Here is a 26351-nt window from a genome sequence, read left to right on the forward strand (position 1 = left end):
CGACCGGCAGAAATTTTAGTTGGCGTTTTTCATCGATGAGCGACTATTTCGGTCATCCAGGAACGCAGTATGACGAAAACCACCGACCTCGATCGTTTCGACCACGCGCTGCTGGCAGAGATGCAGCGCGACAACCAGACTCCGGCCCGCATTCTGGCGGAGCGAGTCGGGCTGTCGCAGAGCGCCGTCCTGCGCCGCCTGCGGCGGCTGCGGGCGGAAAAGGTCATCACGGCCGATATCTCGATCGTGTCTCCCGCCGTGCTCGGCGTGCCCGTCACCATTCATGTGCTGGTCTCGCTCGTTCGGGGTTCGCAGCTCGCCGACGAGTTCGCGCGCAGGCTGGGCTCCCGGCCGGAAATCCGCCAGGCATCCTATGTGACCGGGGGCGCGGATTTCGTCCTCCACCTCCAGGTCGAGAGCATGGAAGCCTATGCCGCCTTCGCCCGCGAAGTCTTCCACGACGATCCCAACGTCGCGTCGTTCTATACCTATGTGGCGATGCGCGAAGTCGTTGGGCCGACACAGAGGGACTGAGCGCAGTTGCCTGCATCTCGCCCTCGGCGGATCGGAAAAAGTTCCATGACCACGAAGCATGTCGGCGACCACCTGATGGCCTTGTCTCCCGCGCGAGCCCGACTCATTTTCAAGGCATGAGTACGCTTCCGGGACTGTCCACCGAACGCCGCACGCCGCTTTGGGCCGCTCTGCTCATCGCGGCTCTTCCCGTCATCGCGGCCTCCCTGCTGGGCAGCGCGGCAACCGTCCCCCAGATCCCCGGCTGGTATGCAGGGCTGGCGAAGCCGCCGTTCAATCCGCCGAACTGGATCTTCGCGCCCGTCTGGACGGCGCTCTATGCGATGATGGCGCTGGCGGTGTTCCGCATCCTGCGCCTGCCGATCGGCATACCCGGGCGCCGCCGTGCCCTGCTGGCCTATCACCTGCAGCTTCTGCTGAACCTCGCCTGGTCGTTCGCCTTCTTCGGCGCCAACAGCCCGCTGGCCGGCCTCGCGGTCATCCTGCCTTTGCTGGCGGCGATCCTCGCCACGATCGCGACCTTCAGGCCGCTTGACCGGCTCGCGGCAAACCTGTTCTGGCCCTATCTCGCCTGGGTCGGCTTCGCCACCCTGCTCAACGCCTCGATCTGGTGGCTGAACCGCTAAGATATCAGACCGAAAAGTGGATTCCACTTTTCGGATGAATCTGATGCCAAACAAAAATCCAGATCGCCACTTCGCATCCGACAGGACGCGCGGCGATCTGCGGGCTCAGCCGATCGAGCGCTCGATCACCTTCATCACCGTCGCGCGCAGATCGGCGATGGTGAAGGGCTTGGTCATGACCTCCGCAACGATCGCCTCCAGGCTCTTGGCCCGCTCGCGCTGCTCGGCATAGCCCGTCATCAGCATGATCGTTAGCTCCGGAAACTGCGCCTTGGCGGCGAGCGCCAGCGCGATGCCGTCCATCAGCGGCATGCGGATGTCGGTCAGCAGCAGGTCGAAGCGGCCCTGCTCGGCAATCAGGATGTCGAGTGCCTCGGCGCCGTCGGCGGCGGTGAGGCAGCTATGGCCGTCCATGCCGAGGCCGCGCGCCACCAGCACGCGCAGCGGCTCCTCGTCATCGACGACCAGGATACGGGACATCGCAGCTCCTCAGATCACGTCGCATTTTGACGACATCGTCAAAATGCGGAGCATTGCTCTATGCGAAAAACCGGTTCCCACTTTTTCGCGCAATGCTCTAGATGCCGGGCAGGCCGGCCTGGTCATCGGTCTCGACCACGCCGACGAAGGGCAGCTGCCGATAGGAGTGGGCCACATCCATTCCGTAACCGACCACGAAATAATCCGGGCATTCGAAACCGACATAATCCGGGTGGATGTTGACGGCGCGCTTGCCCGGCTTCTCCAGCAGCACCGCGCTCCAGACCCGCGCGGCGCCGCGCGCCGCCAGCAGATCCTTGGCGAAGGCCAGCGTGCGGCCGGATTCGAGGATGTCGTCGACCAGCAGCACGTCGCGGTCGCGCACCTCGCTCTGCACGTCGCGCAGGATCTCGACCTGGCCCGAGGACACGGTGGCCGCGCGATAGCTGGACAGGTGCACGAACTCGACCTGCGGCGCGAGGCCAGCGCGATGCATGGCCCGGATCAGGTCGGCAGCGAACATGAAGCTGCCCTTCAGCACGGCGACGACGAGCAGATCCTTCGGGTTGCTGGCCGCGATGGCCTGCGCCATCTCCTCGTTGCGCCGCGCGATCGCGGCCTCGTCGTAAAGAACCCTGATACGCCGTTCCGGCATGGCATCTCCGTCTCGCACTGGCGGCCCCGCTTCGTCGGAGCCGAGCCTCCCGGCCGCGTCAATTCACGCGGGCGATATTGGCGGCTGTCGCGACGGAAGTGAAGCGGACGCGCACGGACTGGCCTTTCTCCGGTGGAGAAGCCAGCCTCGCGCGGAAACGAACCAGCTCGGCCGGCTCCAGGCTGGGCCGCGGCGGCTGCGTCGTCCAGCTGTAGAGCGTCGCCCCGGTGGCGTCGGTCACCGCCACCTCGATCAGCGGCACCTCGGTCTTGCGCTTGGTGATGTTGGTGACGTCGCCTTCGACGACGAGGAAGCGCCCCTGGCCGTCCTCGACGAGCCCACTCTCAACCGAGCTCAGGCTCAAGCCCCTGACGTTGACGGGCAGGCCCGCCAGCGCGAACACATCGGCCAACTGCGGCGCCATCCGCACCGCCGCGTTGCGCTGCCAGACCAGGATGCCGAGCAGGGCAAGCCCGGCGAGCGCCGCGGCGGCCGGCTGCGCAGCGCCCCAACGGCCGAAGGTCATTTTTTTGGCAATGGGTGGCTTGCGCGGGGACGGCTTGCGACGCCCGGCCGGCGCGGTGACGAAGGGGACGGGCTCCGCCTCGACGGCATCTTCGCTCCCGCCACCGCTCTCGCTTTCGATCGTTGTATCGACGTCCACTTCCGCCTCCGCGGCGGCGATCCGCGCATCGGCCTCGGCAGCGAGGGCCGTGATCTCCGCATCGATCGCGGCGGCGCGTTCCAGCTCCTCCTCGAGCAGGGCCTGCGTCTCCGCGGCGCTGGGCGCCGCGGGAAACGCCTCCGCTTCCGGCATGACGTGCCAGGCGGTCTTGCAGCTCGCGCAACGCACCTTGCGCCCGTCCGGCCCGATCTTGGCCGCATCGAGTTCGTATTGGCTGGCGCAGGAGGGGCAGACGATCAGCATGGTGCCGGAGCTGGGGTAGGGAGACGGCCTCAGCCATTGAGCCGCGTTATGGTTAACGCCTCGTGAAGAAACTTGGGGCAAGCTCTCGCGGCCCCGATCTTTCTGCCGCGTTGCCGTGTAGGATCGGGCGCGGATTCGCGGATCGGAAGGACGAGGAAGACCGCTTGGTTCGGTTCGAAAATGTCGGCCTGCGTTACGGCATGGGCCCGGAGGTGCTGAAGGACATCAACTTCAGCATCGCGCCGCGCTCGTTCCAGTATCTCACCGGCCCCTCGGGCGCCGGCAAGACGACGCTGATGCGCCTGATTCTGATGGCTCTGAAGCCCACGCGCGGCCTCGTCAGCCTGTTCGGGCAGGATGTTTCGCGCCTCGACAGCCCGACGCTGACCGCCTTCCGGCGCCGCATGGGCGTCGTCTTCCAGGATTTCCGCCTGCTCGATCACCTGACCGTCTACGAGAATGTCGCTCTGCCGTTGCGCGTGCTCGGTAAGGAGGAGGCCAGCTATCGCGCCGAGGTCGTCGAGCTGTTGCGCTGGGTCGGGCTCGGCGAGCGCATGCATGCGGTGCCACCCGTGCTCTCCGGCGGCGAGAAGCAGCGTGCCGCCATCGCGCGTGCCCTGATCGGCCGCCCGGAGCTGCTGCTCGCCGACGAGCCGACCGGCAATGTCGACCCCGGCCTCGGCCGCCGCCTGCTCCGGCTGTTCATGGAGCTGCAGCAGCTCGGCACCGCAGTGGTCATCGCCACGCACGATCTCAACCTGATGGACATCTACGACGCGCCACGCCTCGTACTGGCCGACGGGCATCTCCATGTCGACGACTGAGATCGGCTATCACGAGCAGGAGCGCGTAGAGCGCAGACTGCCCGCCAACCTGCGGCGCGACCAGCCGCTCGTCCCGGTGGATAGCGTCGCCGGCAAGGCGCTGATGGCCGTGATCGCGATCCTGACCTTCCTCGCCGCCCTGAGCGCCGGCGCCGCGGTCCTCGCCGCCCGCGCCTCGGACCAGTGGCGCGGCGCCGTCTCCAACGAAATGACCATCCAGATCCGCCCCGATTCGCGCCGCGACGTCGAGAAGGACGTGGCGCGCGCCGTCGCGATGGCGCAGACGCTGGAAGGCGTCGAGGGCGTGCGAGCGGTCCCGAAGGCGGAATCGGACAAGCTGCTCGAGCCCTGGCTCGGCACCGGGCTCGACCTCGTCGAGCTGCCGGTTCCGCGCCTGATCGTCCTCCGGCTGAAGGCGGGCGAAAGTCCCGATCTCGCGGCCTTCGGCCCGCTGCTGCGCCGCGAGGTGCCGACCGCGATCCTAGACGACCACCGACTCTGGGTGCGGCGTCTCTCAGCCATGGCCGGCACCATCGTCATCTCCGGCTTTTCCATCGTCATGCTGATCCTGACGACGACCGCGCTCGCGGTCGCCTTCGCCACGCGCGGTGCCATGGCCGGCAGCCGGGACAGCGTCGAGGTGCTGCATCTCGTCGGCGCCGATGACGACTTCATCGCCCGCGAATTCCAGAGCCGCTTCATCCGGCTGGGACTGAAGGGCGGAGCGGCCGGCGGGCTCGCTGCCATCATAGCCATCGCAGTGCTGGGGTTCATCGCCTCGCGCTGGAGCACGGCCCCGGAGGCGGAGCAACTCCAGGCGCTGTTCGGTGCCTTCGAGATCGGCTGGGCGGGTTATGCGGCGGTCGTAATGGTCGCCGTAGTCGTGGCGGCGATCGCGGGCCTCGTCTCGCGCGTCACCGTCCGTCGCTATCTCGGGGCGCTGGCGTGAGCGCCGCGCCCTCGCCGGCGAGCGGCGTTTACGCTTGTGGCGCGAGAGGGCATCGCCCTGCCGTGGTTATGCCCGATTGGCGGGTTATCCCGGGGCTGTCATGGCCATGACCGGTAGCAGAAACGCCCATCTCGCGATGGCGCCGAGCGAAACCACGGCCCGACGCACGGAGCCTGCCGTACGCACCTCCCCGCTGCGGCTCCTGGCCCTGGCGGCCGTGGCTCTCGCCTGCGTGGGAACCCTTCTGCTCGCCCTCGGCTATATCCGCTTCGCCGCGGCGATCGACGCGCGGGAACCTGCGAGCACGCCGCGCACGGACGCTATCGTCGTCGTCACCGGCGGCGCCCAGCGTATCGGCGATGCGATCGGCCTGCTCGGCGCCGACCGCGGCGCGCGGCTTCTGATCAGCGGCGTCAACGAGCGAACCGGTCGCGAGGAACTCGCCAAGCTCAACCCGGCCGCGCGCGACCTTCTGGCCTGTTGCGTCGATCTCGACTACCGGGCCCGCAACACCATCGGCAATGCCATCGAAGCGCGGCGCTGGGTACGCCAGCACGGCTTCCGCTCGCTTCTGGTCGTCACATCGAATTACCACATGCCCCGCACGCTGGCGGAATTCGCCCATGCCATGCCGAAGATCTCCCTCGTCGTGCATCCGGTGGTGACCGACCATGTCGACACCGCCGGCTGGTGGAGCCACTGGGGAACGGTCAAGGTGCTCGTGCCGGAGTATGTGAAATACCTGGCCGCAAGGCTGCGCAGCCTCATCGAGAGCGATCCCGAAACCTCCCGTCTCTCCGTCATCGTCGGCGGCCGCAAGCCGGTTTCGGCGAAGCCCGCCGAACTGCTCGGCCCGGCGGCCGAGAAGCGTTCCCGCCTCATCGATCGACCGCATCACGAAGGCTGACGCGGCCTCCCGGCCGAAGCGCCGGTTGAACCGCATGGGCCCGCTTTGAGAACGGCTCCCACTTTTCGGGCCGCCGCGCTTGACCCCGGCCTCGTCTCGGGCTCATTGCGCAGAATGCTCGTCCTGCGCTCCCTCGCCTTCAACATCCTGTTCTATGGCGTTCTCATCCTCTGGCTGATCTTCGGCGTCCTGCCCTCGCTGGTGCTGCCGAGGCGCGTGTTGCTGGCGGTCGCATTGGCCTGGGCCAGCACCTCGCTCTGGCTGCTGCGCGTTGTCGCCGGCACGCGCTGCGAGATCAGCGGCCTCGAGAACATTCCCGAGGGCGGGCTGATGGTCGCGGCCAAGCACCAGTCCTTCCTCGAGACCTTCGCGCTCGTCACCATCTTCCGGAACCCGGTCTTCATCCTGAAGCGCGAGCTGACCTGGATTCCGCTCTTCGGCTGGGCGTTGAGCAAGATGCGCATGATCCCGGTCAACCGCGGCGCACGGGCAAGAGCGCTCTCCCACGTCACCCGCCGCGCGAAGGTCGAGCTCGGCCAGAATGGCCGTCAGCTCCTGATCTTCCCGGAAGGCACCCGGCGCCCGCCGGGCGCTCCACCGGCCTACAAGTTCGGCGTCGCCCATATCTATGCTGAGCTCGGCGTGCCCTGCGTACCTGTTGCGCTCAATACCGGGCTCTATTGGCCGCGCCGCAAATTCCTGCGCCGGCCGGGCACGGTCCATATCGAGATCCTGCCGCCGATCCCGCCCGGGCTGGACAAGGTGTCCTTCCAGCACAGGCTGCAGGAGACGATAGAGACCGCCAGCGACCGCCTTCTCGCCGAAGGCCGCGCCGAACTTGCCGCGCGCGGCATCGACCCGCTCGCCAACTCCTGACAGGCCCTGACAGCAGTCAGCATCTCAAGCCCCGACACCGTCTCGGCCGACGCTTGACTTATCCCCATGTCGTTCCCATTTTGTTCCTATCTCAGGAGGAACGGACATGGCCGCTCTCGCCTACAATCACATTGCCGATCTCTTCGACGAGCCGCCGGTCGCGCGCGAACTGCCGATGCGCAGCACCGCCAGCCTCAGCGAGCGCCGCTTCACCGCCTGGCGCGGTCGCTCCGGGCGGCGCTACGTCGCCTCGGTCTTCGCGGCGGACGACACCCATGCGCTCGGCTTCACCGATGCCGTACTGCTCGCGGTCTCGCCCGAGCGGCGCATCATCGCGGCCCGGGACTCCGGCCCCTTCGGCGTCGAGGCGGCGCTCTCCCGCTGGCAGCGCGCCATCGCGGCGGCCGGCGCCTGCGAGATCCATGTGCATCTGCTGGCCGAGGACGGGATGAGCCGCCGCGCCGCCCTGCTCGACCTGATGCCGCAGATGGACTCGTGAACCGGACTAGCCGCTCAGTGGCGGATGCGGCGCGCCGAGCCCCGGCGCGAGTTCCTGCGCCAGACAGGCCAGGACGGGATCGTAGATGCCCATCTTGCGCAGGTGCTCATGTGTCTGCAGCACGTAATCCGGGTTCTCGCCAGAGCTGCCGCGCCCGCTTCGGACCAGTCTGAGCAGGTCCGTCGGCGGCAGCTTGCCGGCGTATTGCAGATGCCGGCGGTCGGCGACATAGACCAGCCCGCGCACCTGCCGCCCATCCTCCAGCTTCAGCGGAACCTGGCGCTCGATATAGACCGAGGTCGCCTGCTCGCGCGCCCTCAGATAGGCGACGGTCTCGATCGCCTCGGCGGCCGCGACACGGAAGGCGAGCCCCCGGCAGACTCCGCCCCGGTCGAGTCCGAGCACGAGGCCGGGCCGCTCCGGCGTGCCGCGATGGACATGCGAGAAGATGCACAGCGAGCGGTGGTAGCCGTGCAGGCGCCCCTGCACGCTCTCCTCGAACGGAAAGCCCGGCCGCCAGATCAGCGAGCCATAGCCGAAGACCCATAGATCCGTCGCGCCGAATTCCTTGGTCATCGCCTTCCCATGATCTGGCCATACTGGCGCCCGCCGGATTGGCGAGCTATAGCATCGGACCGAAAACTGGAATCGGATTTTCGGACAAATCCGATGCTGAAACAAACGGTTAGACCGCTGCCCGCCTCCGTGCAAGGAATGCCTGCCGCATGACCGCTCCTCTCCCGACGCGCCGCCACAGCCGCTTCTGGCTCTACGGCCCCTTCCTGATGCTCGTCGTGCTGGCCGCGGGCTGGTCCGCCTTCTGGTTTTACGCCCGCGGACGCGCCGCGGAAGCGATTGACGCCGCGCTGGCGCGCGAGGTCACGCGCGGCCGGACCTGGACCTGCGCGGACCGCACCATCACCGGCTTTCCCTTCCGCATCGAGCTGCGCTGCAGCGCGCTAGGGCTGACCTCGACGCGTTGGGGCGATGCCGTGCGCGTCGAGACCGGCCCCGCGCTCGCCGTCGGCCAGATCTATTCGCCAGGCCTCGTCATCTTCGAAGTGTCGAGCCCAGCCCGCGCAACGCTGCCGGAAGGCCGCAATCTCGAGATCACCTGGAAGAGCCTGGAGGCCAGCCTCGGATGGCGTCATCCTGAGCGCTTCGCGCTCGTCGCCAGCGAGGCAAACGGAACGCTGACGACGCCCGGAGCCAATCCCGAGACCTGGCGCGCCGCCACGCTGGAAGCGCATCTGCGCCATAATCCGACGCGGCCCCCGGCCGACCAGGCCGTTGACATCGCGCTGACGGCCAAGGGCACGGTGCTGCCGGTGATCGACGCTCTGCTCGGAACCACCGATACCGGCGATATCGACCTCCAGGCGACGGTGACACAGGCCGAGAATTTCCGCCGGGGCTTCAATCCGGACACGCTCGAAGGCTGGCGCAATGCCAATGGCACGCTCGAGCTGACCCGCATCGTCTCGACCAAGGGCAAGGCGCGCGTCGAGGGCAGCGGCGAGCTGGTGCTCGATCCGATGCATCGCGTCGCCGGCGATCTCAGGCTCGCGGCGGCCGGCATCGAGCAGATCGGCGGGCTGCGCATCGGCAACCTGCTCGGCGGCCTGGGCGGGCTCCTCGGCGGAGGACGCGGCAACGCTGCCGCAGCCCCCGGCCTGACAACCCTGCCGACGGTCGTGCTGCGCGACGGCCGCGTCTTCATCGGCCCGTTCCGCCTGCCGGTCCAGCCGCTGCAGCCGCTTTACTGAGCAGCGCTCAGGAGCCGTCATGCTCGGGCTCGACCCGAGAATGACGCGGAAATGAAAAAAGGGGCGCCGAAGCGCCCCTTTGAATACTCCGAACCCGTGACTGGCTTACGCCGCGGGCAGCGCCGCACGCGGCGCCTCGATGCGGGTGATCGCCTTCTTCACGGCGTCCTGTACCTTCTCGAAGGCGCGGACCTCGATCTGGCGGACGCGCTCGCGCGACACGCCGAACTCTTCGGAAAGCTGTTCGAGCGTGATCGGGTCATCAGCGAGGCGACGCGCTTCAAAGATGCGCCGCTCGCGCGGGTTCAGCACGCTCAGCGCCTCGCGCAGCGCGGTGTGTCGGTTGTCGGCTTCCTCCGAATCGGCGAGGCGGCGCTCCTGGCTTTCGCTGTCGTCGACGAGCCAGTCCTGCCATTCGCCGTCGCCATCCTCGCGCAGCGGCGTGTTGAGCGAGGCGTCGCCACCGAGGCGGCGGTTCATGTCGACCACGTCCTGCTCGTTGACGCCGAGCTTGGTCGCGATCTGCTTGACCTGGTCGGGGCGCAGATCGCCCTCGCCCAGCGCCGAGATCTTGCTCTTGGCCTTGCGCAGGTTGAAGAACAGCTTCTTCTGGTTGGCCGTGGTTCCCATCTTGACCAGCGACCAGGAGCGCAGGATGTATTCCTGGATCGAGGCCTTGATCCACCACATCGCATAGGTAGCCAGCCTGAAGCCCTTCTCGGGCTCGAACCGCTTGACCGCCTGCATCAGGCCGACATTGCCTTCCGACACGACTTCGCCGATCGGCAAGCCGTAGCCGCGATAACCCATGGCGATCTTGGCGACGAGCCGCAGATGCGAGGTGACGAGCTTGTGCGCCGCGTCGCGGTCGCCATGCTCGCGCCAGCGCTTGGCCAGCATGTATTCCTCGCTCGGTTCCAGCATCGGGAACTTGCGGATTTCGTCGAGATAACGTGAAAGCCCGCCTTCGGCGGACAGGACGGGCAGCGAAGCACTCGCCATGCTCGTTCTCCTCATAGAGGCCCCCGCTTTGCGGCAGGCCCTCCGCGCGATCAACCTTCGCGCAGGCTCCGGACCCTGCAAAGCGATCCAACGCATGAAACCGGCTCGCGGTTCGGCTGGATGCCTCGCATGCGGCGCCCCCTTGGCCATCCGCATCCGAATAGCCCCAGTATATGCGAACTCAACCCGGCGGAAAGGTGGCAAAGACGCCGGATTCGCTCACAGCCTCGCGAGCGTTGCTTGCAGATCTGCAAAATCCTGCGGCGGCTCGGACTCGAACAGCATCTCCTCGCCGGTGCGCGGATGCTCGAAACCGAGCACCGCCGCATGCAGCGCCTGCCGGCCTAGGCCAGTGAGCGCCGCCTGCGCGTCCGGCGGCAGTCTTGCGGCTTTCGTGGCGAAACCGGAGCCGTAGAGTGCATCGCCGAGCAGCGGATGGCCGATATGGCTCATATGCACGCGGATCTGATGCGTGCGGCCGGTCTCCAGCCGGCACTCGATCAGGCTCGCCAGCGCCTCCGCCTCGCCCACGCCCTTGAACAGGGGCGGATAGCGTTCGAGCAGGGTGATATGGGTGATCGCCTCGCGACCGCGCCCTTCCTTCACCACCATCATCTTCTCGCGGTTGCGGCTCGACCGTTCGATCGGCGCATCGATCGTGCCCTCGCGCAGGCGCGGCGCACCCCAGACGATGGCGAGATAGGCGCGCTGCAGCGGGCCGGTGCGGCCATGATCCGCGAACTGCTTGGCGAGTTTCTGATGCGCCCGATCGTTCTTCGCGACGACCAGCAGCCCGCTCGTATCCTTGTCGAGCCGATGCACGATGCCCGGCCGCCGGACACCGCCAATGCCGGAAAGGCTCTCGCCGCAATGGGCGATCAGCGCATTGACCAGCGTGCCGTCCTCATGGCCGCCGGCCGGATGGACGACGAGCCCCGCAGGCTTGTCGATGACGATCAGGTCGTCGTCCTCATGGACCACGGTGAGCGGGATATCCTGCCCCACAGGGTCGGCGGGCTTGGCAGCCGGCATCACCAGAGCGAGCGTGTCGCCCTCGACCACCTTGCGGCTTCCGTCGCTGACGACAGCGCCGTTGAGGTGCACGCCGCCTTCCTTGATGACCTGCTGCAGCCGCGCCCGCGAAATCTCGCCCGCCAGCAGCGCCAGCGCCTTGTCGAGGCGCAGGCCCGCCTGCTCGGGCCCGACAGCGAGCGTTGTTCCATTCTGATCGATATTGGAGTCCATCGCGCCGCTATAAGGCGCATGGCCGCCGGCCGCACGCCTTTTCCGCTGGCTCAGCTAAACAGCCGGAAGGTCTTCTTCGGTTCCGGCGGCGGCTCGTCTTCCGGGCCCGGATCGTCGGGCGCATGGGAAACCGGGAAGATCACCGGCTTGGGCGATGCCTTCGGCGTCTCTTTGGGTGAAGCCGCGTCGCCCGAAGGTTTCGATTCCACGGGCTTCGCCTCGACAGGTTTGGCCTCGACCGCCATAGCCTCGACCACCGGGGCGGGCTTGAGCTCCGTCTTCGGATCCTCGTGTGGCGGCGGCTCGGGCACCGCGGCGGCGGCCGGTTCTGCTGTCGGCTGCGGCGCAGGCGGCGCGACGGCTTCCGGCTCGATCGTCGTCACGGCCTCGGCCCTGGCCTCGATCAGCTTGGGCGCGTCGTCGAGATCGGCCAGTACATCGTCGAGCATCGGGGCCTGGCTGCTCAGTGTTGCTGGCGGAACCGTCCAGACGAAGGCGTCGAGCCTGCCTGTGATCGGCGAGACGGGCATCCAGTGGTCGGAGACCAGCCCGTCCGCGACCCAGGCCGCGTCGCGCGGCGCCCGCGTCGCCCGCGCCAGCCATTCGCGCACGCGGCCGGCGGAACCGTGTTCGGCCTCCTCCAGCTCCGCCATCAGCAGGCAGGCACGCACTGAGGCTCCGCCCGCCAGCAGGGGCTTCAGCCCGTCGCGCGCCTTCTGGAATTCGCGGGCCTGGATCGCCGCCCCGGCCAGCGCCAGCACGCTCTCCGGATCGGAGGGCCGCAGCTTCGTCAGGGTCTGCGCGCGAGCCAGACGGTCGAGCGCGGAGTCGCCGGTGCGCGCATCGAGATAGGCGGCCGCGATATCGGGATGAGGCGCTTCCTTCCAGGCCGCTTCGAGCAGCTTGGACGCCTTGCGGACGTCGCCGCGTTCCGAGAGCATCCGCCCGGCCAGCGCCACGGCAGGCGTCAGCGAGGGCGAGAGCTTCACGGCTTCCAGCGCCGCCGCCAGCGCCTTCTCCGGCTCGCTGTCGCGCGCCTGCAACGCCTCGGCGGCGAGCAGCACCGCGCGCTGGCGCCGCGCCTCGGGCTTATCGGCTAGCCTGAGCGCCGCGCGCCGTTCGACGGCGGTGCGGGCGGCATGCCAGTCCCCGGCATTGACGTGGAAATCGAGCAGCGCGTCATTCGCCCAGGCGAGCGAGGGTGAGCGGCGCACGGCGTCGTCCGCAAAGGCGCGCGCGCCTTGCATGTCGCCGCGGCGCTTCGCCTCGACGAAGAGGCCGCGCAGGCCGAGCACCCGCGTCTCGGATTTGTCGAGCATCGCCTTGAAGGCGGCCTCGGCCTGGCCCCGGTCGCCTGAGAGCTGCGCGGTCTGCGCCTCCAGCAGCAGCGTCAGCGGCTCGCCCGGCGCGAAGCGGCGCGCCTCCCCGGTGTAGCGCCCCGCCGCGACAGGATCGCCTGCGCCGATCGCGACCATGCCGCGCGAGACGGCCTCGAAGCCCCGCGCCCGGCGCCGCGCCCGCGAGGACAGGCTGAAGGCGGAAGGCAGGCCGAAGACGAAGCGCACGATCGCCCAGACCAGCAGGAACAGGAAGGCGAGCACGACGACGCCGATCGCGGCGATCGCGACGCTGGTGTCGATGCGGTAGCCCTGCCAGAGCACCGAGACTTCGCCGGGCCGGTCGGCGAGCCAGACGGCGCCGAAGGCAAGGCAGGCAAAGACGGCGAGATAGACGAGAACGCGAACCATGAACCCCTCTCCGTCAGCCCGCCGCGCCGAGCGCCGCGACCGCATCCTGCGCGATCTTGGCGATCGCCGCATCCGCCGCCGCACGCCTTTGCAGATCGGTGCCGAAATCCGCACTGGCACGCCGCGCCGGCTCCGGCAATTGTCCCCATAGCGCGGCCGCCCGCACCATGTCGCCGGCGGCGATGGCGGCTTCGAGCCGGACAGGCAGCGTCGCGGGGTCGTTCGAGCCATTGTCGCCGACCGGGCGGACGGTGACGATCCGGCTCGTGAGGCCGATCAGCTTCTCCGTCCAGCTCTCGGAAGCCGGCATCACCTCGCGCTGGAACGTCGCGCCGTATTTGCGGAAACCCGCGAGCAGCGTCTCGCGCGTCGGCGCCCCGGAAGACGCTACGGCCGTCAGCGCCGAGACCTCGGCCGGTGCGACGCCGAGCTTGGTCAGCGCCGGAACCTCACCGGCGAAGGGGCGCCCGGCCGCGAGCGCCTGCCGTACCCGCTCGGCCAGCACGATGCGGGCCGCCGCCGTCGCTTCCGGGCTCAGCGAGGCCGAGCTCTTCGCCTGCGTCTCGACCGCACCGACCCTGCCGCTCACCTGATCGAGCCGCTGACCGAGCGCCGCGACCGCGGCCTCGGCGCGCTGGGCCTGCGCCGCGAGAGCGCTCGTGTCGGTCGCCGGGGCATTGGCCAGCCCCGCGATCCTGCTGGTAACCCCCTGGACGTCGGAGCCGGCCTTGGCCGCGGCCTCTGCAGCACCAGTCGCCTTGCGGTCGGTCGCTGCGGCGCTCGTCTGCACGGCATCGATTCGGTTGCGCAGCTCGACGATCTGCTCGACGCTCACCGTCGGAGCGTCCTGGTTCAGGCCCAGGAAGACGAGCCCCGCCCCGACCACACCGCCGGCCAGCCCCGCCACGGCCACGGCGAGCCAGGGCATACGCGCCGGTGCAATGCGCTCGGCCGGCGCGGAAGCCGGCGCGACGGGCGGAGGCGTAAACTCCTCGGGCAGTGCCTCGGTCGGCGCGACAGCCTCCGGCGGATGCGCCTCGACGGCGGCATCCGCCTGCACTGCGACAGGCTCCGACTCCTCCGGAATGGCTTCGGCGGTCAGCTCGATGGTGGGCGGCGTGCGCTTCAAGCTGCCGCGCGGCTTCGTAGCCGGCTTGGCAGACGCGGCATCACGCGCCAAAACCTGCTCCAGCGCCGAAAGCATCGCCGCCTCCTCGGGATATTCGGCGACGAGCACCGTGCTGGCCCCCGACGCGATCAGCGGCGAGGCAACGTCGGCCGAGAGCGTGACATGTGTCAGCTCCATCGCCGCATCCACCACACCGGCGGCCTGCGCCAATGCGATGAAGGTGCGCGCCCCTCGCGCCGAATAATGCAGCGCCGCATCCACCTTGCCGAGCCGCAGCGCGGCAATCGCATCCTCGGGCAGGGCGGAAACCGGCTCGGCCGCATAGGCCGTCCACAGCGCGACGTCATAGCCTGCGGCCTTGAGCCGCTCGGAGACATCCTCCTTGCGATCGCGCGCCGCGATCATCAGCAGCTTCGCCGGGGCCGGCAGCGTCCGGCCAATCAGGTCGATCAGGTCGTTGCGGTCCCCATCGGCGCTGCGGGCATCGTCCAGCCCCGCCTCGCGGACCTTGGCGGCCGTGCGCGCACCGACGGTGAAGACCGGCAGGTCGCGCCAGTCGGCCGGCCCTTCCGCCAGCATCGGCACGGCATTGCCGCTGGTCAGCACGATCGCGTCGAAGCTTCCTTCAGGCGCGATGTCCGACAGCCGCACGACCTTGAAGAGCGGCGCGACCATGGGCTCGAAGCCGTGATCGGCCACAATGCGGGCCGTCCGTTCGGCATCGGGCTCGGGACGAAAGACGAAGACGCGCATTCAATGCTCCTGACGGCACCGGCAACGATCACAGAACGATCCGCGAAGCATGCGGTATCCCGCGATCATGCCGCATTGAGGCGGAACAATGATTCTGCGCACGCCCTCTCCCCTTTTTTGTCGTTGCGGCCCTCGGACCGGGCGTTCAGCCAGCACCCCGAGATAGGCCCATTGGCCTTGCGAGCTTCTGCGCACTATACGAAGGAATTGCCGGCGGGACAGTGCCGGAACCCGGCAATCGTCCCACCGCCCCTTCCGCGAGGTTAATCGAGCGATCATGCGTGTCCTGGGGATCGAGACGACCTGCGACGAAACCGCGGCCGCGATCGTCTCGATCGAGCGCTCGGGCGAGCACAAGATCCTGTCGAACGAGGTCCTGAGCCAGATCGCCGCACATGCCGCCTATGGCGGAGTCGTGCCGGAGATCGCGGCGCGCGCCCATGTCGAGGCGATCGACCGCATCATCGCCCGTGCCTTTTCGGATGCCGGCCTGAAGCCCGGAGACATCGACGCGGTGGCAGCGGCCGCAGGGCCAGGCCTCGTCGGCGGCGTCATGGTCGGCCTCACCGCGGGCAAGGCGATCGCGCTCGCGACCGGCAGGCCCTTCATCGCGGTCAACCATCTCGAGGCCCATGCGCTGACCGCGCGGCTGACCGACGATCTCGCCTTCCCCTATCTCCTGCTGCTGGTCTCGGGCGGACACACCCAGCTCCTCGCCGTGCGCGGCGTCGGCGACTATCTCAAGCTCGGCGGCACCATCGACGATGCCGTCGGCGAGGCCTTCGACAAGATCGCCAAGATGCTCACCTTGCCCTATCCCGGCGGCCCCTCGGTCGAGCGCGAGGCGGCGAAGGGCGATCCCGAACGCTTCGATTTTCCCCGGCCGATGCAGGGCCGGCCGAACCCGGACTTCTCGCTCTCCGGCCTCAAGACCGCCGTGCGGCTCGTGGCCGAGCGGATCGCGCCGCTCTCCGAAAACGACGTCGCCGATCTCTGCGCCTCCTTCCAGGCGGCGGTCGTCGACGTCATGGTCGACCGGACCCGCGCCGGCCTGCGCGCCTGCCGCGAGGCCGGGATCGCGCCGTCGACTCTCGTCGTCGCCGGCGGTGTCGCGGCCAATCAGGCGATCTGCCGTGGCCTCGGCCGCTTGGCTACCGAGGCCGGCCTGCCGATGGTGGCTCCGCCATTGGTGCTCTGCGGCGACAATGGCGCGATGATCGCCTGGGCCGGGATCGAGCGGCTGCGGCTGGGCATGGTCGACGACATGGGCGCGGTCGCCCGCCCGCGCTGGCCACTGGACGAACTCTCGGCCCAGTCGCGTTCAGATAATCCCAAGACCGTCGCATGAGCAGCATGCCGGACGATGCACGCATCGGCGTCGTCGGCGCCGGCGCCTATGGCACGGCGCTGGCCCTCGCCGCCAGCAGGGCCGGGCGCAACGTTCGGCTCTGGGCTCGCGATGGCGAGGCTGTCGCCGCCATCAAGCGCACGCGGCAAACGCCGCGCCTGCCCGGCATCGCGCTGCCCGAGACCATCAGCGCCACCGCACATCTCGCCGATCTCGCCGATTGCGACGCTCTCATCATCGCCGTCCCGACCCAGAGCCTGCGCACCGCCTGCGAAGCCCTGCGCAAGACGCTGCCGCCGGACGCGCCGGTGGTCTCGGCCGCCAAGGGCATCGAACAGGCGAGCGGTCTGTTTCCGACCGAGATCATAGCCGAAACCCTGCCGGGAGCTCCGGCCGCCATCCTCTCGGGCCCCAGCTTCGCAGCCGATATCGGGCGAGGACTGCCAACCGCCGTGACACTCGCGGCTCGCGACCCGGCTCTGGCACAAGGGCTTGCCGAAGCGCTGAGTTCGCCGGCCTTTCGCATCTATCACTCCGATGACCCGCGCGGCGTCGAGATCGGCGGCGCGGCCAAGAACGTGCTCGCCATCGCCGCCGGCATCGCCATCGGGCTGGGCTTCGGCGAGAGCGCCCGCGCCGCGCTGGTCGCGCGCGGCTTCGCGGAGCTGCGCCGCTTCGGAGAGGCATTCGGCGCGGAACCCGAGACGCTGATGGGGCTTTCGGGGCTGGGCGACGTCGTATTGAGCTGCGCTTCGGCGCAGTCGCGCAACTTCTCCTACGGGCTGGCGCTCGGCCAGGGCAAGACGCCGATGGAAGCAGCCGGCAACGCTTTGGCGGAAGGCGCCTTCACTGCGCCGGTACTGGCCGCCATGGCGAAAGACAAGGGCATCGAGACGCCGATCGCCGAGGCGGTGGCCGGGATCATTGCCGGACAAACCGGCGTCCGGGAGGCGGTCGCGGCGCTGCTGGCCCGGCCGATCCGGGCCGAACGATAGGAGCGGGAGATGGCGGAAGACTGGACCAAGCGCGTCGCGCGCGGCATCGCGGAAGTCCGCAAGACGACCGGCTCGGAGCTCGTCGCCGAGAGCGAGCCCGTGCCGCTGGCGGGGCGAATCGCGAGCCCCGTCATCCAGCATCGCAAGCGCCGGGCCGAGGGCACGCATCGCTTCGTGCTAATCCTGCCCTTCGGCGAGGGCGAGGTCCGCGTCGAGCTCGACGCCAAGGATTACGCGGCGCTGACGCGCGAGATGGTGCGGTTCTGGAACGAACAGGGCGCGGCGGCCTCGCAGCCGCCGGCGCCGCTCAAGGAGGACGAGGCCTGATGGCTCACTGGCTGATCAAATCCGAACCCTCGGTCTGGTCCTGGGATGACCAGGTCAAGGCCGGGGCGAAGGGCACCCATTGGGATGGCGTGAAGAATCATACCGCCAAGCTCAACCTGATCGCGATGAAGCAGGGTGACCAGGTCTTCTTCTACCATTCCAACGAAGGGCTCGAGGTCGTCGGCATCGTCGAGGTCATCAAGGAGTCCTACAACTGGATCCCCGGCGAGCCCTGGGTGCTGGTCGATTTCAAGGCCGTGAAGCCGCTCCCGAAGCCCGTGTCGCTGGCCGCCGTCAAGGCCGAGCCGAAGCTCGCCGGGATGTCCCTCGTCACCTCGTTCAGGCTCTCCGTGCAGCCCGTGACGGACGCGGAGTGGGACATGGTCTGCAGGATGGGCGGACTTTAGTATTGCCACGAAAGTGCGAGCGCGAAGCGCTTGCCGCGCGGCGCTCGCTCCCTATGATGCGCCGAATTCCAAGGAAGCGACGCCCGGCCTCCCGGGCAAGCGCAATACAGACGGCCCAAGTCTGGGGAGACGCCCGAATGACCGAGATCATCTACGACGTGCCCGCCGCCTGGGCGAAGAAGGCATGGGCAAACGAGGCCAAGTACAAGAAGCTCTATACGGCCTCCGTCAAGGATCCCGACAAGTTCTGGGCCGAGCAGGGCCAGCGCATCGACTGGTTCAAGCCCTACACCAAGGTCAGGAACGTCAGCTACAAGCCGGGCAAGGTCTCGATCAAATGGTATGAGGACGGCACCACCAACGTCGCCCATAACTGCATCGACCGCCATCTTGCGACGCGCGCCAAGCAGACAGCCATCATCTGGGAGGGCGACAACCCCTCCGAGTCGCGGAAGATCACCTACGGCGAGCTCTATACGGAAGTCTGCAAGTTCGCGAACGTCCTGAAGGCAAACGGCGTCAAGAAGGGTGACCGCGTCACCATCTACCTGCCGATGATCCCGGAAGCGGCCTATGCCATGCTCGCCTGCGCGCGCATCGGCGCGGTCCACTCCGTCGTCTTCGGCGGCTTCTCCCCGGATTCGCTGGCGAGCCGCATCGAGGATTCCGATTCGAAGATCGTCGTCACCGCCGATGAGGGCCTGCGCGGCGGCCGCGCCGTCCCGCTCAAGAAGAATGTCGACGCGGCGGACGGCAAGGTGAAGGGCGGCATCGGCACCGTCATCGTCGTCAAGCGCACCGGCGGCAATGTCACGATGAAGGAAGGTCGCGACGTCTGGTATCACGACGAGGCGGCCAAGGCCTCGGGCCATTGCCCGCCCGCCGAGATGAAGGCGGAGGACCCGCTCTTCCTGCTCTACACCTCGGGTTCGACCGGCAAGCCGAAGGGCGTGCTGCACACCACCGCCGGCTATCTCGTCTACACCTCGATCACCCATCAATACGTCTTCGACTACCATGACGGGGACATTTACTGGTGCACCGCCGACGTGGGTTGGGTGACGGGCCACAGCTACATCCTCTACGGGCCGCTCGCGAATGGCGCGACCACGCTGATGTTCGAGGGCATCCCGACCTATCCGACGATCTCCCGCTTCTGGGAGGTGATCGACAAGCACAAGGTCAACATCTTCTACACGGCGCCGACCGCGATCCGCTCGCTGATGGGCGCGGGCGAGGAGCCGGTGAAGAAGACCAAGCGCAAGTCGCTGCGGCTGCTCGGCTCGGTCGGCGAGCCGATCAATCCGGAAGCCTGGGAGTGGTATCACCGCGTCGTCGGCGACCGCCGCTGCCCGATCGTCGACACCTGGTGGCAGACCGAGACCGGCGGCATCCTGATCTCGCCGCTGCCGGGCGCCACTCCGCTCAAGCCCGGCTCCGCCACGCGGCCCTTCTTCGGCGTCAAGCCCGAGATCGTCGACGCCGAGGGCAAGGTCCTGACCGGCGCCTGCGAGGGCAACCTCGTCCTCGCCGATAGCTGGCCCGGCCAGATGCGCACGGTCTATGGCGACCACGAGCGCTTCATGGAGACCTATTTCTCCACCTACCCGAACAAGTACTTCACCGGGGACGGCTGCCGCCGCGATGCCGACGGCTATTACTGGATCACCGGCCGCGTCGACGACGTCATCAATGTCTCCGGCCACCGCATGGGCACCGCCGAGGTCGAATCCGCGCTGGTCGCGCATCCGTCGGTCTCGGAAGCGGCCGTCGTCGGCTATCCGCACGACATCAAGGGCCAGGGCATCTACGCCTATGTCACCCTGATGACCGGCGAGAAGCCGAGCGAGGATCTGCGCAAGGAGCTCGTTTCCTATGTCCGCAACGAGATCGGCCCGATCGCCTCTCCGGATCTGATCCAGTTCGCGCCGGGCCTGCCCAAGACCCGCTCCGGCAAGATCATGCGCCGCATCCTGCGCAAGATCGCCGAAGATGAATTCGGCGCGCTCGGCGACACCTCGACGCTCGCCGACCCTGCCGTCGTCGACGACCTGATCGAGAACCGCCAGAACAAGCGCAAGGCGGGCTGAGGAAATCCCGCCAAGGCGAGTCCAGTGAAGCAGTCCGGGCCAGCGCCGCGCGCGCCCATGCCCGAACTGCTTCGTCGCTTTGCGCTTTGTGATGTCGTCAGCGGTACAACGCAGCCACGCACGCCGGAAAACGCTCCGGCAGGGGCTTGAATCATACTCATGCCGCGTTCAGGAAGTTCCTGTGATAAGGACGCACCCATTCGGCTGACCTGATCGGAACCCCCGCCGCATGACGACGATGAAGACCGCGACGCCCACACGCTTGGGCAAGGCGCTCGCCCTGCTGCCTCTGCTGGCGTTGACCGCCTGCGCCGGCTCCCAGCGTTTCACCGGCTCGCTGATGAATCCGCCCTATTACGGCCAGCCGGCGCCGCCCTCGGCGCCGCCGATCGTCTCCGCGCCGGTCCAGTCCGAACCGCTGCCGCCGCCCGGCGGCTATCCGGCCGGCGCCGCCCCCCAAGCCGGTTACCCCTCGGCGTCTGCGGGCGCAGCCCCGGGCCTGCCGCCACCTCAGGACCCGTTCTTCGATCCGAATGCCGGCGCGCCGCCCCAGGGCCAGGCCATGCCTCCGGCCGGCCAGCCTGGGCAAGCGCCGGGTTTGCGCGGCAGCGACAACAATCAGGTCGCCGGCCTCGGCGCCGCACCTGCGGCGCCCCGCCCCACCTCGAGCCGCGACAGCGTGGTCGGCAGCTGGAACGCGCGTGAGGCGACCGGTGGCTCCTGCCGCGTTCAGCTCTCGAGCGCCCCGACGCTCGACCTCTACCGCGCCAGCTCCTCGGGCTGCGCCAACAAGGACCTGCAGCGGATTACGGCCTGGGATTATCGCGACGGCGAGGTCTATCTCTACCAGCAGGGCGGCACGGTCGCCGCGCGTCTGCGTGCCACGAGCGGCAGTGCGCTGGACGGCGCCGTCACCAAGTCCGGCGCCGCGCTCTCGCTCAATCGCTGAAACGAGCCGTCATTCCGGGGCAGGCCAAAGGCCTGAACCCGGAACCCACGACCGGGTGAGCGGACGGGGTTCGCTTCGGGCGTGCGTGGGAAGAAGCAGACGACGCGCGGCAGCCAGCCGTCGGTTCCGGGTTCGACGGCTCCCGCCGCCCCGGAATGACAAAGGGCTTCAAGCCCCCCAGGCCCTCGCCAGCAAGGTCGTCGGCCAGAAGCTCTTCTGGATCGAAAGCGCCATCGTCGCGAAGCCGGTGGCGTTGTCGAGCGCCTCGTCCAGGATGGTGAAGGGCGTCGGACCGCCGGTCGCGATCACGCCCTCGATATCGGCATAGCCCCCGACGAGATCGGCCTCGAACTTCGCCGCGAGCCGGCGCATCGGCGCGTTCCCCGGCAGGCAGGCCATGTAGAGCGTGCGGACGCCGCGGTTGCGCGCCGCCGTGATCAGTCGCCCGAACAGGTCCGAACCGATGCCGCGACGGCGCCAGTCGGTCTCGACGCTGAAGGCGGCCTCGCCGGTCTGCGCGACGATGTCATCGAGCCCGCGCAGCTCCGCCGCGCCGCGAACGACATCGTCCTCGACATAGGCGTAGACCAAGCCGCCGACGCCGAAGGTCGTCGTCGCGTAATTTTCCAGAAACGCGTCATTCACCGCCGTGCCGAAGCGCTGGTGGCGGGTCGTCGCATCCAAGCGGAGCAGGTGCTCCTTGAAGAGTTCGCGCTCCGTCGGCCACAACCGCCGGACGACGCCGTTGCCGGTCTTCTTGCCGGCAGATTTTGATCGAGCCAATTGTCATCTCCCGAACAGCGCATCTGTCGCGCTGCCGACCAGGAGGCGAATCTTCCCTAGCTCGCCCCTGACATCGTGCAGGATGATCGCGATTGCAAGATGCCCAGCTGCGGCATTTTCGCCGGGTCAGCACGGGAATCAGGTCGGAATGATGAATACCCATGCAACACAAGCATGTCATATCGATTAAACAGGCTGGGGATGGCGTAGAAAAAGGCGCTGTAACACCCTAAAATCTTATGAGATAATTTCGCTCAGACCCCGATGACGGCGCGCCCGGCATGAGCTAGGTTGTGTGCTCCCGGTCACTCAGTATTGAAGCTCCATGTTCGATCGTCGCAAGCCTCCCTCCGCCCAGCCTTTCGTCACGCACGAAAATATCGAAGCCAAGGTTAAGTGGTTCGACCCCGAGAAGGGGTTTGGTTTCGCATCGCCGTCCGATGGTTCGGGCGACGTTTTCCTGCATGTTTCGGCAATCGGTCCGCTTGACCAGCAGGACCTGCAACCCGGAGCCACGATCATCGCCGATCTCGGCGAGGGACGTCGCGGCCTTCAGGTCGTCGCCGTCCATGAGATCGACGCCTCGACCGCATCGCAGACGGCGCCGGCCCCGCGCGGCGGCGGCTTCTCGTCCCGCCCGCCTCGCGATGATTTTGGCGGCGGCTATGGCGACCGGGATCGCGGCGGCTTCGGTGACCGCGGCGGCTTCGGTGGCGGTGATCGCGGCGGCTTCGGCGGCGGCGACCGTGGCCCTCGCGGTGGCGGCGGCTTCCAGGACCGTGACAGCGGCCCGGTCGAAGGCCCCTTCGACGGCGCCGTGAAGTTCTTCAATTCGGATCGCGGCTTCGGCTTCATTGCGCCGGACAAGGGCGGGCCGGATGTCTTCCTGCATGTCTCGTCACTGAGCCGCAGCGGCCTCCAGCCGCCGATGGACGGGCAGCGCGTGCGCTTCTCGATCCGCGCCGGCCGCAAGGGCCCGGAAGCAGCGGATGTCAGCTTCATCTGACGCTGCTTCCCTCTCGGAAACGCAAAGGCCCGCCAATGGCGGGCCTTTTTGTTTGTCCGGTGCCTTGCCTCGTCATTCCGGGGCAGGCCGGGCCTGACGCGACATCCCTGGAGACGCCATGGCTCCGATGATGATGGCTCCGATGCCCGTCATGCTCGTCCTTGTGGCGAGCATCCACGCCTTGAACGCTGCCCTTGAACCGCGCGAAGACGTGGATGGTCGGGACAAGCCCGACCATGACTGCAAGCGTCGCGCCCTGGGGCTCCGGTTTCTTGGCTGACGCAAGGCGCAGATAACGACGCGCCTGCCGCTCAATGGCCGTGGTCGTCGCCTTCCAGGCCGCCGATATGCTTCTGGGTGTAGAGTTCCAGGCCGACGCGGCCGATCAGGTCCAGCTGCGTCTCGAGGAAGTCGATATGGCCTTCCTCATCCTTCATCAGCGCCTTGAACAGGTCCTCGGAGGGGTAGTCGCCAACCTCGCGGCAATACCGGGCGGCCTCCTGATAAAGCGCGCGGGCTTCGATCTCGGCCTTGAGGTCGCATTCGATGACCTCCTTGACGTTCTCGCCGATGCGCAGCTGGTCGAGCGTCTGCAGGTTCGGGAAGCCCTCGAGGAAGAGGATGCGGTCGACGAAGCGGTCGGCATGGACCATCTCCTCGATCGACTCCTTCTTCCAGGTCTTGGCCATATCCTTGAGGCCCCAGTTATCGAGCATCCGGTAGTGGAGCCAATACTGGTTGATGGCGGTGAGCTCGGAACGCAGCCCCTTGTTGAGATACTCGATGACCTTCTTGTCGCCCTTCATGGCGTGGACTCCGCGCTCTACATTAGAATGATCCTAATGTAGTTCGGCGGGAGAGAGAAGGAAAGAGGGAAAACTTCGTCTTCGCGCCCTAATCGGCGCAGGCGATCAGGCTGCGACGTCGACCGGGGTGACGATGCCGTCGAGCATGCGCTCAACCGTGGCCTGGACGGAGACATGCACCGCGCATTCGATGTCGCGGCTGGCGCAGCTGCCGCACTGAGTCGCGCAGGCGGCACGCGCTTCTGCAAGGATCGCACGGACTTCCCGCGCGCAACGTCCGCAATCCGGGCTGCAGCCGAGGCAATCGTAAGCCTCGCCCGCAGTACGCGGACCGCTGCCGTCAGGGGCGACAGTGCCCTTGATCTGACCGCAGGAAAGGACGTTGCAGGAGCAGACGATCACGCGTGGTGGCCCACCACCCGCTTGGTCTCGATAACCTCGCCATCGGCGCGGCGCACCCGCACGATGACCTCGACCGACGAGATCTCCATGCCTTCCGGGGCCTCGGGCAGGCCGGAGACGAGAATGGTCGAGCCGGGGATGTCGGTGACCGTCTCGTCGTCCTCATTGTAGAAATGGTGATGCTCCGACACGTTGGTGTCGAAGAACGTCTTGGGGCCCGAAACCGAAACCTGACGGAGCAGCCCGGCTTCGGAAAACTGGCGCAGCGTGTTGTAGACGGTCGCGAGCGAGAGCGGCTCGCGGGCGCGCAGAGCCTCTTCATAAAGCATCTCGGCGCTGACATGCCGGTCGCCCTTGGCGAAGAGCAGCCAACCCAGCGCCATGCGCTGCCGCGTCGGACGCAGGCCCGCCGTCCGCAGCCGCGCCTTCACAGCGCTGATCGGGCAGGAGCCCGGGCTCTTCTGCGGCCACGGAATATGATCGCTCGCCACCGGCTGGTGATCCCGATCCTTGCTCGTCAGAACGCTCATTCGCTACGCCTTCCAGATGCCGGCACGCGGCAACATGTAGTTTAGAAAGGATCTAAACTACTGATATTGTTATCATATTTGCCGATACCGCTACCGAATGTCAATCATTCCCCCCTCGCCGCGCCCCGCGACCCACAGCCGCATCATCCGCGAAGGGCAGAACGTTGGCCGCCGGGGCGTGGGCTCAGTGCCCGCCGCCGGCACCGGCGGGCGGCTTGCCAGGCTTGCTCATGAACAGCGCGAGGAGGACGAGCGAGGCGAAGATCACGGTCAGCCCGAGGAAGATGTCGCCGAAGGCCATGACGAGGGCCTGCTTGTGGATGCGTTGGTTGATCAGCGCCAGCGCCATGTTCTGGGCCGCATCGCCGAAATCGGTGAATCGCTGCGCGGTATTGGCGATCGCCTCCTCCGCCACCTGCCGCCCGGCCGCGACCCTCTCGTGCAGCCGCGTGATATGCAGGTCCGTGCGGGAGTTCAGCATGGTGTTGATGACGGCGAGCCCGACCGCGCCGCCGAGATTGCGGGTGAGGTTGTAGAGGCCCGAGGCGTTCTTGAGCTGATGCGGCGGTAGCGAGCCCAGCGCGATGTTGTTGACGGGCACCATGCACAGCATCAGCGAGCAGCCACGCAGGATCTGCGGGATGAGCAGCTCGTAGAAATCCCATTCGGAGGTGATGAAGGAGGCCCACCAGGTGCCGAGCGCGAAGCCCGCCGATCCGATCATCATCATCACGCGCGGGTCGAGCTTGGCGGAGAGGCGGCCGGCGATCGGCGCGGTGAGGAACATGCACAGGCCGGTGACGAACATCGTCTCGCCGATCATCAGCGCGTCATAGCCACGAATGCGCCCCAGATAGACCGGGTAGAGATAGGTCAGCCCGTAGAGGCCGATGCCCATGCAGAACGAGAACAGCGAGCCGAAGGCGAAGTTGCGGTTCCGGAAGGCGTAGAGATCGACCAGCGGCTCGTCGCGGGTCAGCGCGCGCCAGAAGAAGAGCACCGCGCCGGCGAGCATCACGCCTGTGAAGAACACAATCTCATGGCTCTCGAACCAGTCGAGCCGCGTCCCCTCCTCCAGCACATATTCCAGGCTGCCGAGGAAGGCCGCCATGCTGGCGAGCCCCAGCCAGTCGAAGCGCTTCAGCAGGTCGCGCTGCGGCTTGTCGAAATCGATAAGCGTCCAGGCGGCGATGGTGACGCCGATGCCCGGCACGACATTGACGAGGAAGAGCCAGTGCCAGGAGAAGGCATGGCTGAGATAGCCGCCAACCGTCGGGCCGATCGTAGGCGCCAGCGTTGCGACGAGGCCGATCAGCGGAGAGACGATCGGCCGCTTCGAGGGCGGAAAGATCGAGAAGGCCGCGGCGAAGACGCCGGGGATCATGCCGCCGCCGATGAAACCCTGCACGGCGCGCCACAGGATCATCTCGTTGATCGAGGTCGAGAATGCGCAGAGCACGGAGGCGACGGTGAAGCCCGCAGCCGCGATCGAGAAAAAGACGCGCGTCGACAGCGCCCGGCTGAGATAGCCGGAGAGCGGGATCATGATCACTTCCGCGATCAGATACGCCGTCTGCACCCACGCGATCTCGTCGGACGACGCCGAAAGACCCGCCTGGATCTCCGCCAGCGAGGCCGAGACGATCTGGATGTCCAGGATCGCCATGAACATGCCGAAGACCATCGCCAGGAAGGCGAAGATCCGCCGCATCGGAATGGCGTCCGCCGCCGGCGCCGCAGCGGCCGGCGCGTTCAGGGTCGCGGTGGCCATGGCGGCCTCCTCGGAA

Annotated in this window: 29 protein-coding genes; 16 read left to right on the forward strand and 13 right to left on the reverse strand. The window is 67.6% G+C overall.

Annotated elements, in window-relative coordinates; translation table 11 throughout:
* Positions 1–69: 69 nt before the first annotated feature.
* Positions 70–534 (forward strand): Lrp/AsnC family transcriptional regulator, encoded by a 465-nt coding sequence (locus tag BoBH3_RS02435; RefSeq protein WP_262329161.1) that lies wholly within the window; start codon positions 70–72, stop codon positions 532–534.
* A 116-nt stretch (positions 535–650) separates the two neighbouring features.
* Positions 651–1160: a TspO/MBR family protein gene (locus tag BoBH3_RS02440; RefSeq protein WP_262329162.1), complete on the forward strand. Its 510-nt coding sequence runs from the start codon at positions 651–653 to the stop codon at positions 1158–1160.
* 105 nt (positions 1161–1265) lie between these two features.
* On the opposite strand, the gene BoBH3_RS02445 is transcribed toward BoBH3_RS02440, so the two are convergent.
* From BoBH3_RS02445 to BoBH3_RS02455, 3 genes are all read right to left on the reverse strand, one after another.
* Positions 1266–1640 carry a response regulator gene (locus BoBH3_RS02445; RefSeq protein WP_262329163.1) on the reverse strand — a complete coding sequence of 125 codons (375 nt, stop codon included), beginning with the start codon at positions 1638–1640 and terminating at the stop codon, positions 1266–1268.
* Positions 1641–1737: 97 nt separating this feature from the next.
* Positions 1738–2295 carry a hypoxanthine phosphoribosyltransferase gene (gene hpt, locus BoBH3_RS02450; RefSeq protein ID WP_262329164.1) on the reverse strand — a complete coding sequence of 186 codons (558 nt, stop codon included), beginning with the start codon at positions 2293–2295 and terminating at the stop codon, positions 1738–1740.
* Between the two features lie 58 nt (positions 2296–2353).
* Positions 2354–3223, reverse strand: coding sequence for an MJ0042-type zinc finger domain-containing protein (locus tag BoBH3_RS02455; protein ID WP_262329165.1), 870 nt, complete (start codon positions 3221–3223; stop codon positions 2354–2356).
* A gap of 164 nt (positions 3224–3387) precedes the next feature.
* Between BoBH3_RS02455 and ftsE the strand changes: the two genes are divergently transcribed.
* The 5 genes from ftsE to BoBH3_RS02480 all read left to right on the forward strand — a co-directional run bounded on the left by ftsE (position 3388) and on the right by BoBH3_RS02480 (position 7278).
* Positions 3388–4047, forward strand: coding sequence for a cell division ATP-binding protein FtsE (ftsE, locus tag BoBH3_RS02460; RefSeq protein ID WP_262329166.1), 660 nt, complete (start codon positions 3388–3390; stop codon positions 4045–4047).
* A complete protein-coding gene (locus BoBH3_RS02465; protein ID WP_262329167.1) occupies positions 4034–4996 on the forward strand; it encodes a cell division protein FtsX in 963 nt (320 codons plus the stop codon). Before ftsE ends, BoBH3_RS02465 begins: the two co-directional genes overlap by 14 nt.
* A gap of 106 nt (positions 4997–5102) precedes the next feature.
* Entirely contained in the window at positions 5103–5903 is an 801-nt protein-coding gene (locus BoBH3_RS02470) for a YdcF family protein (RefSeq protein WP_262329168.1), read from the forward strand.
* Positions 5904–6017: 114 nt separating this feature from the next.
* Positions 6018–6779, forward strand: a complete 762-nt coding sequence (locus BoBH3_RS02475; RefSeq protein WP_262329169.1) for a lysophospholipid acyltransferase family protein — start codon at positions 6018–6020, stop codon at positions 6777–6779.
* 106 nt (positions 6780–6885) lie between these two features.
* Entirely contained in the window at positions 6886–7278 is a 393-nt protein-coding gene (locus BoBH3_RS02480; RefSeq protein WP_262329170.1) for a hypothetical protein, read from the forward strand.
* A 6-nt stretch (positions 7279–7284) separates the two neighbouring features.
* Here BoBH3_RS02480 and BoBH3_RS02485 read toward each other — a convergent pair whose 3' ends face one another.
* Complete coding sequence (locus tag BoBH3_RS02485) at positions 7285–7854, reverse strand: gamma-glutamylcyclotransferase (RefSeq protein ID WP_262329171.1); 570 nt, start codon at positions 7852–7854, stop codon at positions 7285–7287.
* Between the two features lie 149 nt (positions 7855–8003).
* Here BoBH3_RS02485 and BoBH3_RS02490 point away from each other — a divergent pair, with 149 nt between their 5' ends.
* Positions 8004–9044, forward strand: a complete 1041-nt coding sequence (locus tag BoBH3_RS02490; protein ID WP_262329172.1) for a DUF2125 domain-containing protein — start codon at positions 8004–8006, stop codon at positions 9042–9044.
* Between the two features lie 105 nt (positions 9045–9149).
* Here the strand turns inward: BoBH3_RS02490 and rpoH are convergent, their stop codons facing one another.
* From rpoH to BoBH3_RS02510, 4 genes are all read right to left on the reverse strand, one after another.
* Positions 9150–10046 carry an RNA polymerase sigma factor RpoH gene (gene rpoH / locus BoBH3_RS02495; RefSeq protein ID WP_262329173.1) on the reverse strand — a complete coding sequence of 299 codons (897 nt, stop codon included), beginning with the start codon at positions 10044–10046 and terminating at the stop codon, positions 9150–9152.
* Between the two features lie 219 nt (positions 10047–10265).
* Positions 10266–11291, reverse strand: coding sequence for an RluA family pseudouridine synthase (locus BoBH3_RS02500; RefSeq protein ID WP_262329174.1), 1026 nt, complete (start codon positions 11289–11291; stop codon positions 10266–10268).
* 50 nt (positions 11292–11341) lie between these two features.
* Positions 11342–13039: a heme biosynthesis protein HemY gene (locus BoBH3_RS02505; protein ID WP_262329175.1), complete on the reverse strand. Its 1698-nt coding sequence runs from the start codon at positions 13037–13039 to the stop codon at positions 11342–11344.
* 13 nt (positions 13040–13052) lie between these two features.
* On the reverse strand, positions 13053–14921 hold the full coding sequence (locus BoBH3_RS02510) for a uroporphyrinogen-III synthase (protein ID WP_262329176.1): 1869 nt from the start codon (positions 14919–14921) through the stop codon (positions 13053–13055).
* 277 nt (positions 14922–15198) lie between these two features.
* Between BoBH3_RS02510 and tsaD the strand changes: the two genes are divergently transcribed.
* From tsaD to BoBH3_RS02540, 6 genes are all read left to right on the forward strand, one after another.
* Positions 15199–16269, forward strand: a complete 1071-nt coding sequence (tsaD, locus tag BoBH3_RS02515; protein ID WP_262329177.1) for a tRNA (adenosine(37)-N6)-threonylcarbamoyltransferase complex transferase subunit TsaD — start codon at positions 15199–15201, stop codon at positions 16267–16269.
* 5 nt (positions 16270–16274) lie between these two features.
* On the forward strand, positions 16275–17264 hold the full coding sequence (locus BoBH3_RS02520; protein ID WP_262329657.1) for an NAD(P)H-dependent glycerol-3-phosphate dehydrogenase: 990 nt from the start codon (positions 16275–16277) through the stop codon (positions 17262–17264).
* 9 nt (positions 17265–17273) lie between these two features.
* The gene (locus BoBH3_RS02525) at positions 17274–17591 is read left to right on the forward strand and encodes a hypothetical protein (protein WP_262329178.1); all 318 of its coding nucleotides are present in this window, start codon (positions 17274–17276) and stop codon (positions 17589–17591) included.
* A complete protein-coding gene (locus BoBH3_RS02530) occupies positions 17591–17998 on the forward strand; it encodes an EVE domain-containing protein (protein WP_262329179.1) in 408 nt (135 codons plus the stop codon). The genes BoBH3_RS02525 and BoBH3_RS02530 overlap by 1 nt, the downstream gene beginning before the upstream one ends.
* Before the next feature lie 137 nt (positions 17999–18135).
* The gene (gene acs, locus BoBH3_RS02535; RefSeq protein WP_262329180.1) at positions 18136–20088 is read left to right on the forward strand and encodes an acetate--CoA ligase; all 1953 of its coding nucleotides are present in this window, start codon (positions 18136–18138) and stop codon (positions 20086–20088) included.
* Between the two features lie 229 nt (positions 20089–20317).
* Positions 20318–21037 (forward strand): AprI/Inh family metalloprotease inhibitor, encoded by a 720-nt coding sequence (locus BoBH3_RS02540; RefSeq protein WP_410050539.1) that lies wholly within the window; start codon positions 20318–20320, stop codon positions 21035–21037.
* 168 nt (positions 21038–21205) lie between these two features.
* Here BoBH3_RS02540 and BoBH3_RS02545 read toward each other — a convergent pair whose 3' ends face one another.
* Complete coding sequence (locus BoBH3_RS02545) at positions 21206–21820, reverse strand: GNAT family N-acetyltransferase (protein WP_262329181.1); 615 nt, start codon at positions 21818–21820, stop codon at positions 21206–21208.
* A gap of 325 nt (positions 21821–22145) precedes the next feature.
* Here BoBH3_RS02545 and BoBH3_RS24470 point away from each other — a divergent pair, with 325 nt between their 5' ends.
* Positions 22146–22826: a cold-shock protein gene (locus BoBH3_RS24470; protein WP_316045076.1), complete on the forward strand. Its 681-nt coding sequence runs from the start codon at positions 22146–22148 to the stop codon at positions 22824–22826.
* Positions 22827–22944: 118 nt separating this feature from the next.
* Entirely contained in the window at positions 22945–23106 is a 162-nt protein-coding gene (locus BoBH3_RS02560; RefSeq protein WP_262329182.1) for a hypothetical protein, read from the forward strand.
* Between the two features lie 31 nt (positions 23107–23137).
* Here the strand turns inward: BoBH3_RS02560 and bfr are convergent, their stop codons facing one another.
* The 4 genes from bfr to BoBH3_RS02580 form a co-directional block, all read right to left on the reverse strand.
* Positions 23138–23632, reverse strand: a complete 495-nt coding sequence (gene bfr / locus BoBH3_RS02565; protein WP_262329183.1) for a bacterioferritin — start codon at positions 23630–23632, stop codon at positions 23138–23140.
* Positions 23633–23737: 105 nt separating this feature from the next.
* Positions 23738–24034, reverse strand: a complete 297-nt coding sequence (locus BoBH3_RS02570) for a (2Fe-2S)-binding protein (RefSeq protein WP_262329184.1) — start codon at positions 24032–24034, stop codon at positions 23738–23740.
* Positions 24031–24564: an iron response transcriptional regulator IrrA gene (gene irrA / locus BoBH3_RS02575; protein WP_262329185.1), complete on the reverse strand. Its 534-nt coding sequence runs from the start codon at positions 24562–24564 to the stop codon at positions 24031–24033. The genes BoBH3_RS02570 and irrA overlap by 4 nt, the downstream gene beginning before the upstream one ends.
* A gap of 184 nt (positions 24565–24748) precedes the next feature.
* Positions 24749–26335, reverse strand: coding sequence for a DHA2 family efflux MFS transporter permease subunit (locus BoBH3_RS02580; protein ID WP_410050540.1), 1587 nt, complete (start codon positions 26333–26335; stop codon positions 24749–24751).
* Positions 26336–26351 lie beyond the last annotated feature (16 nt).

It is taken from the genome of Allobosea sp. BH3, assembly GCF_025499465.1.
Classification (GTDB): Bacteria; Pseudomonadota; Alphaproteobacteria; order Rhizobiales; family Beijerinckiaceae; genus Allobosea.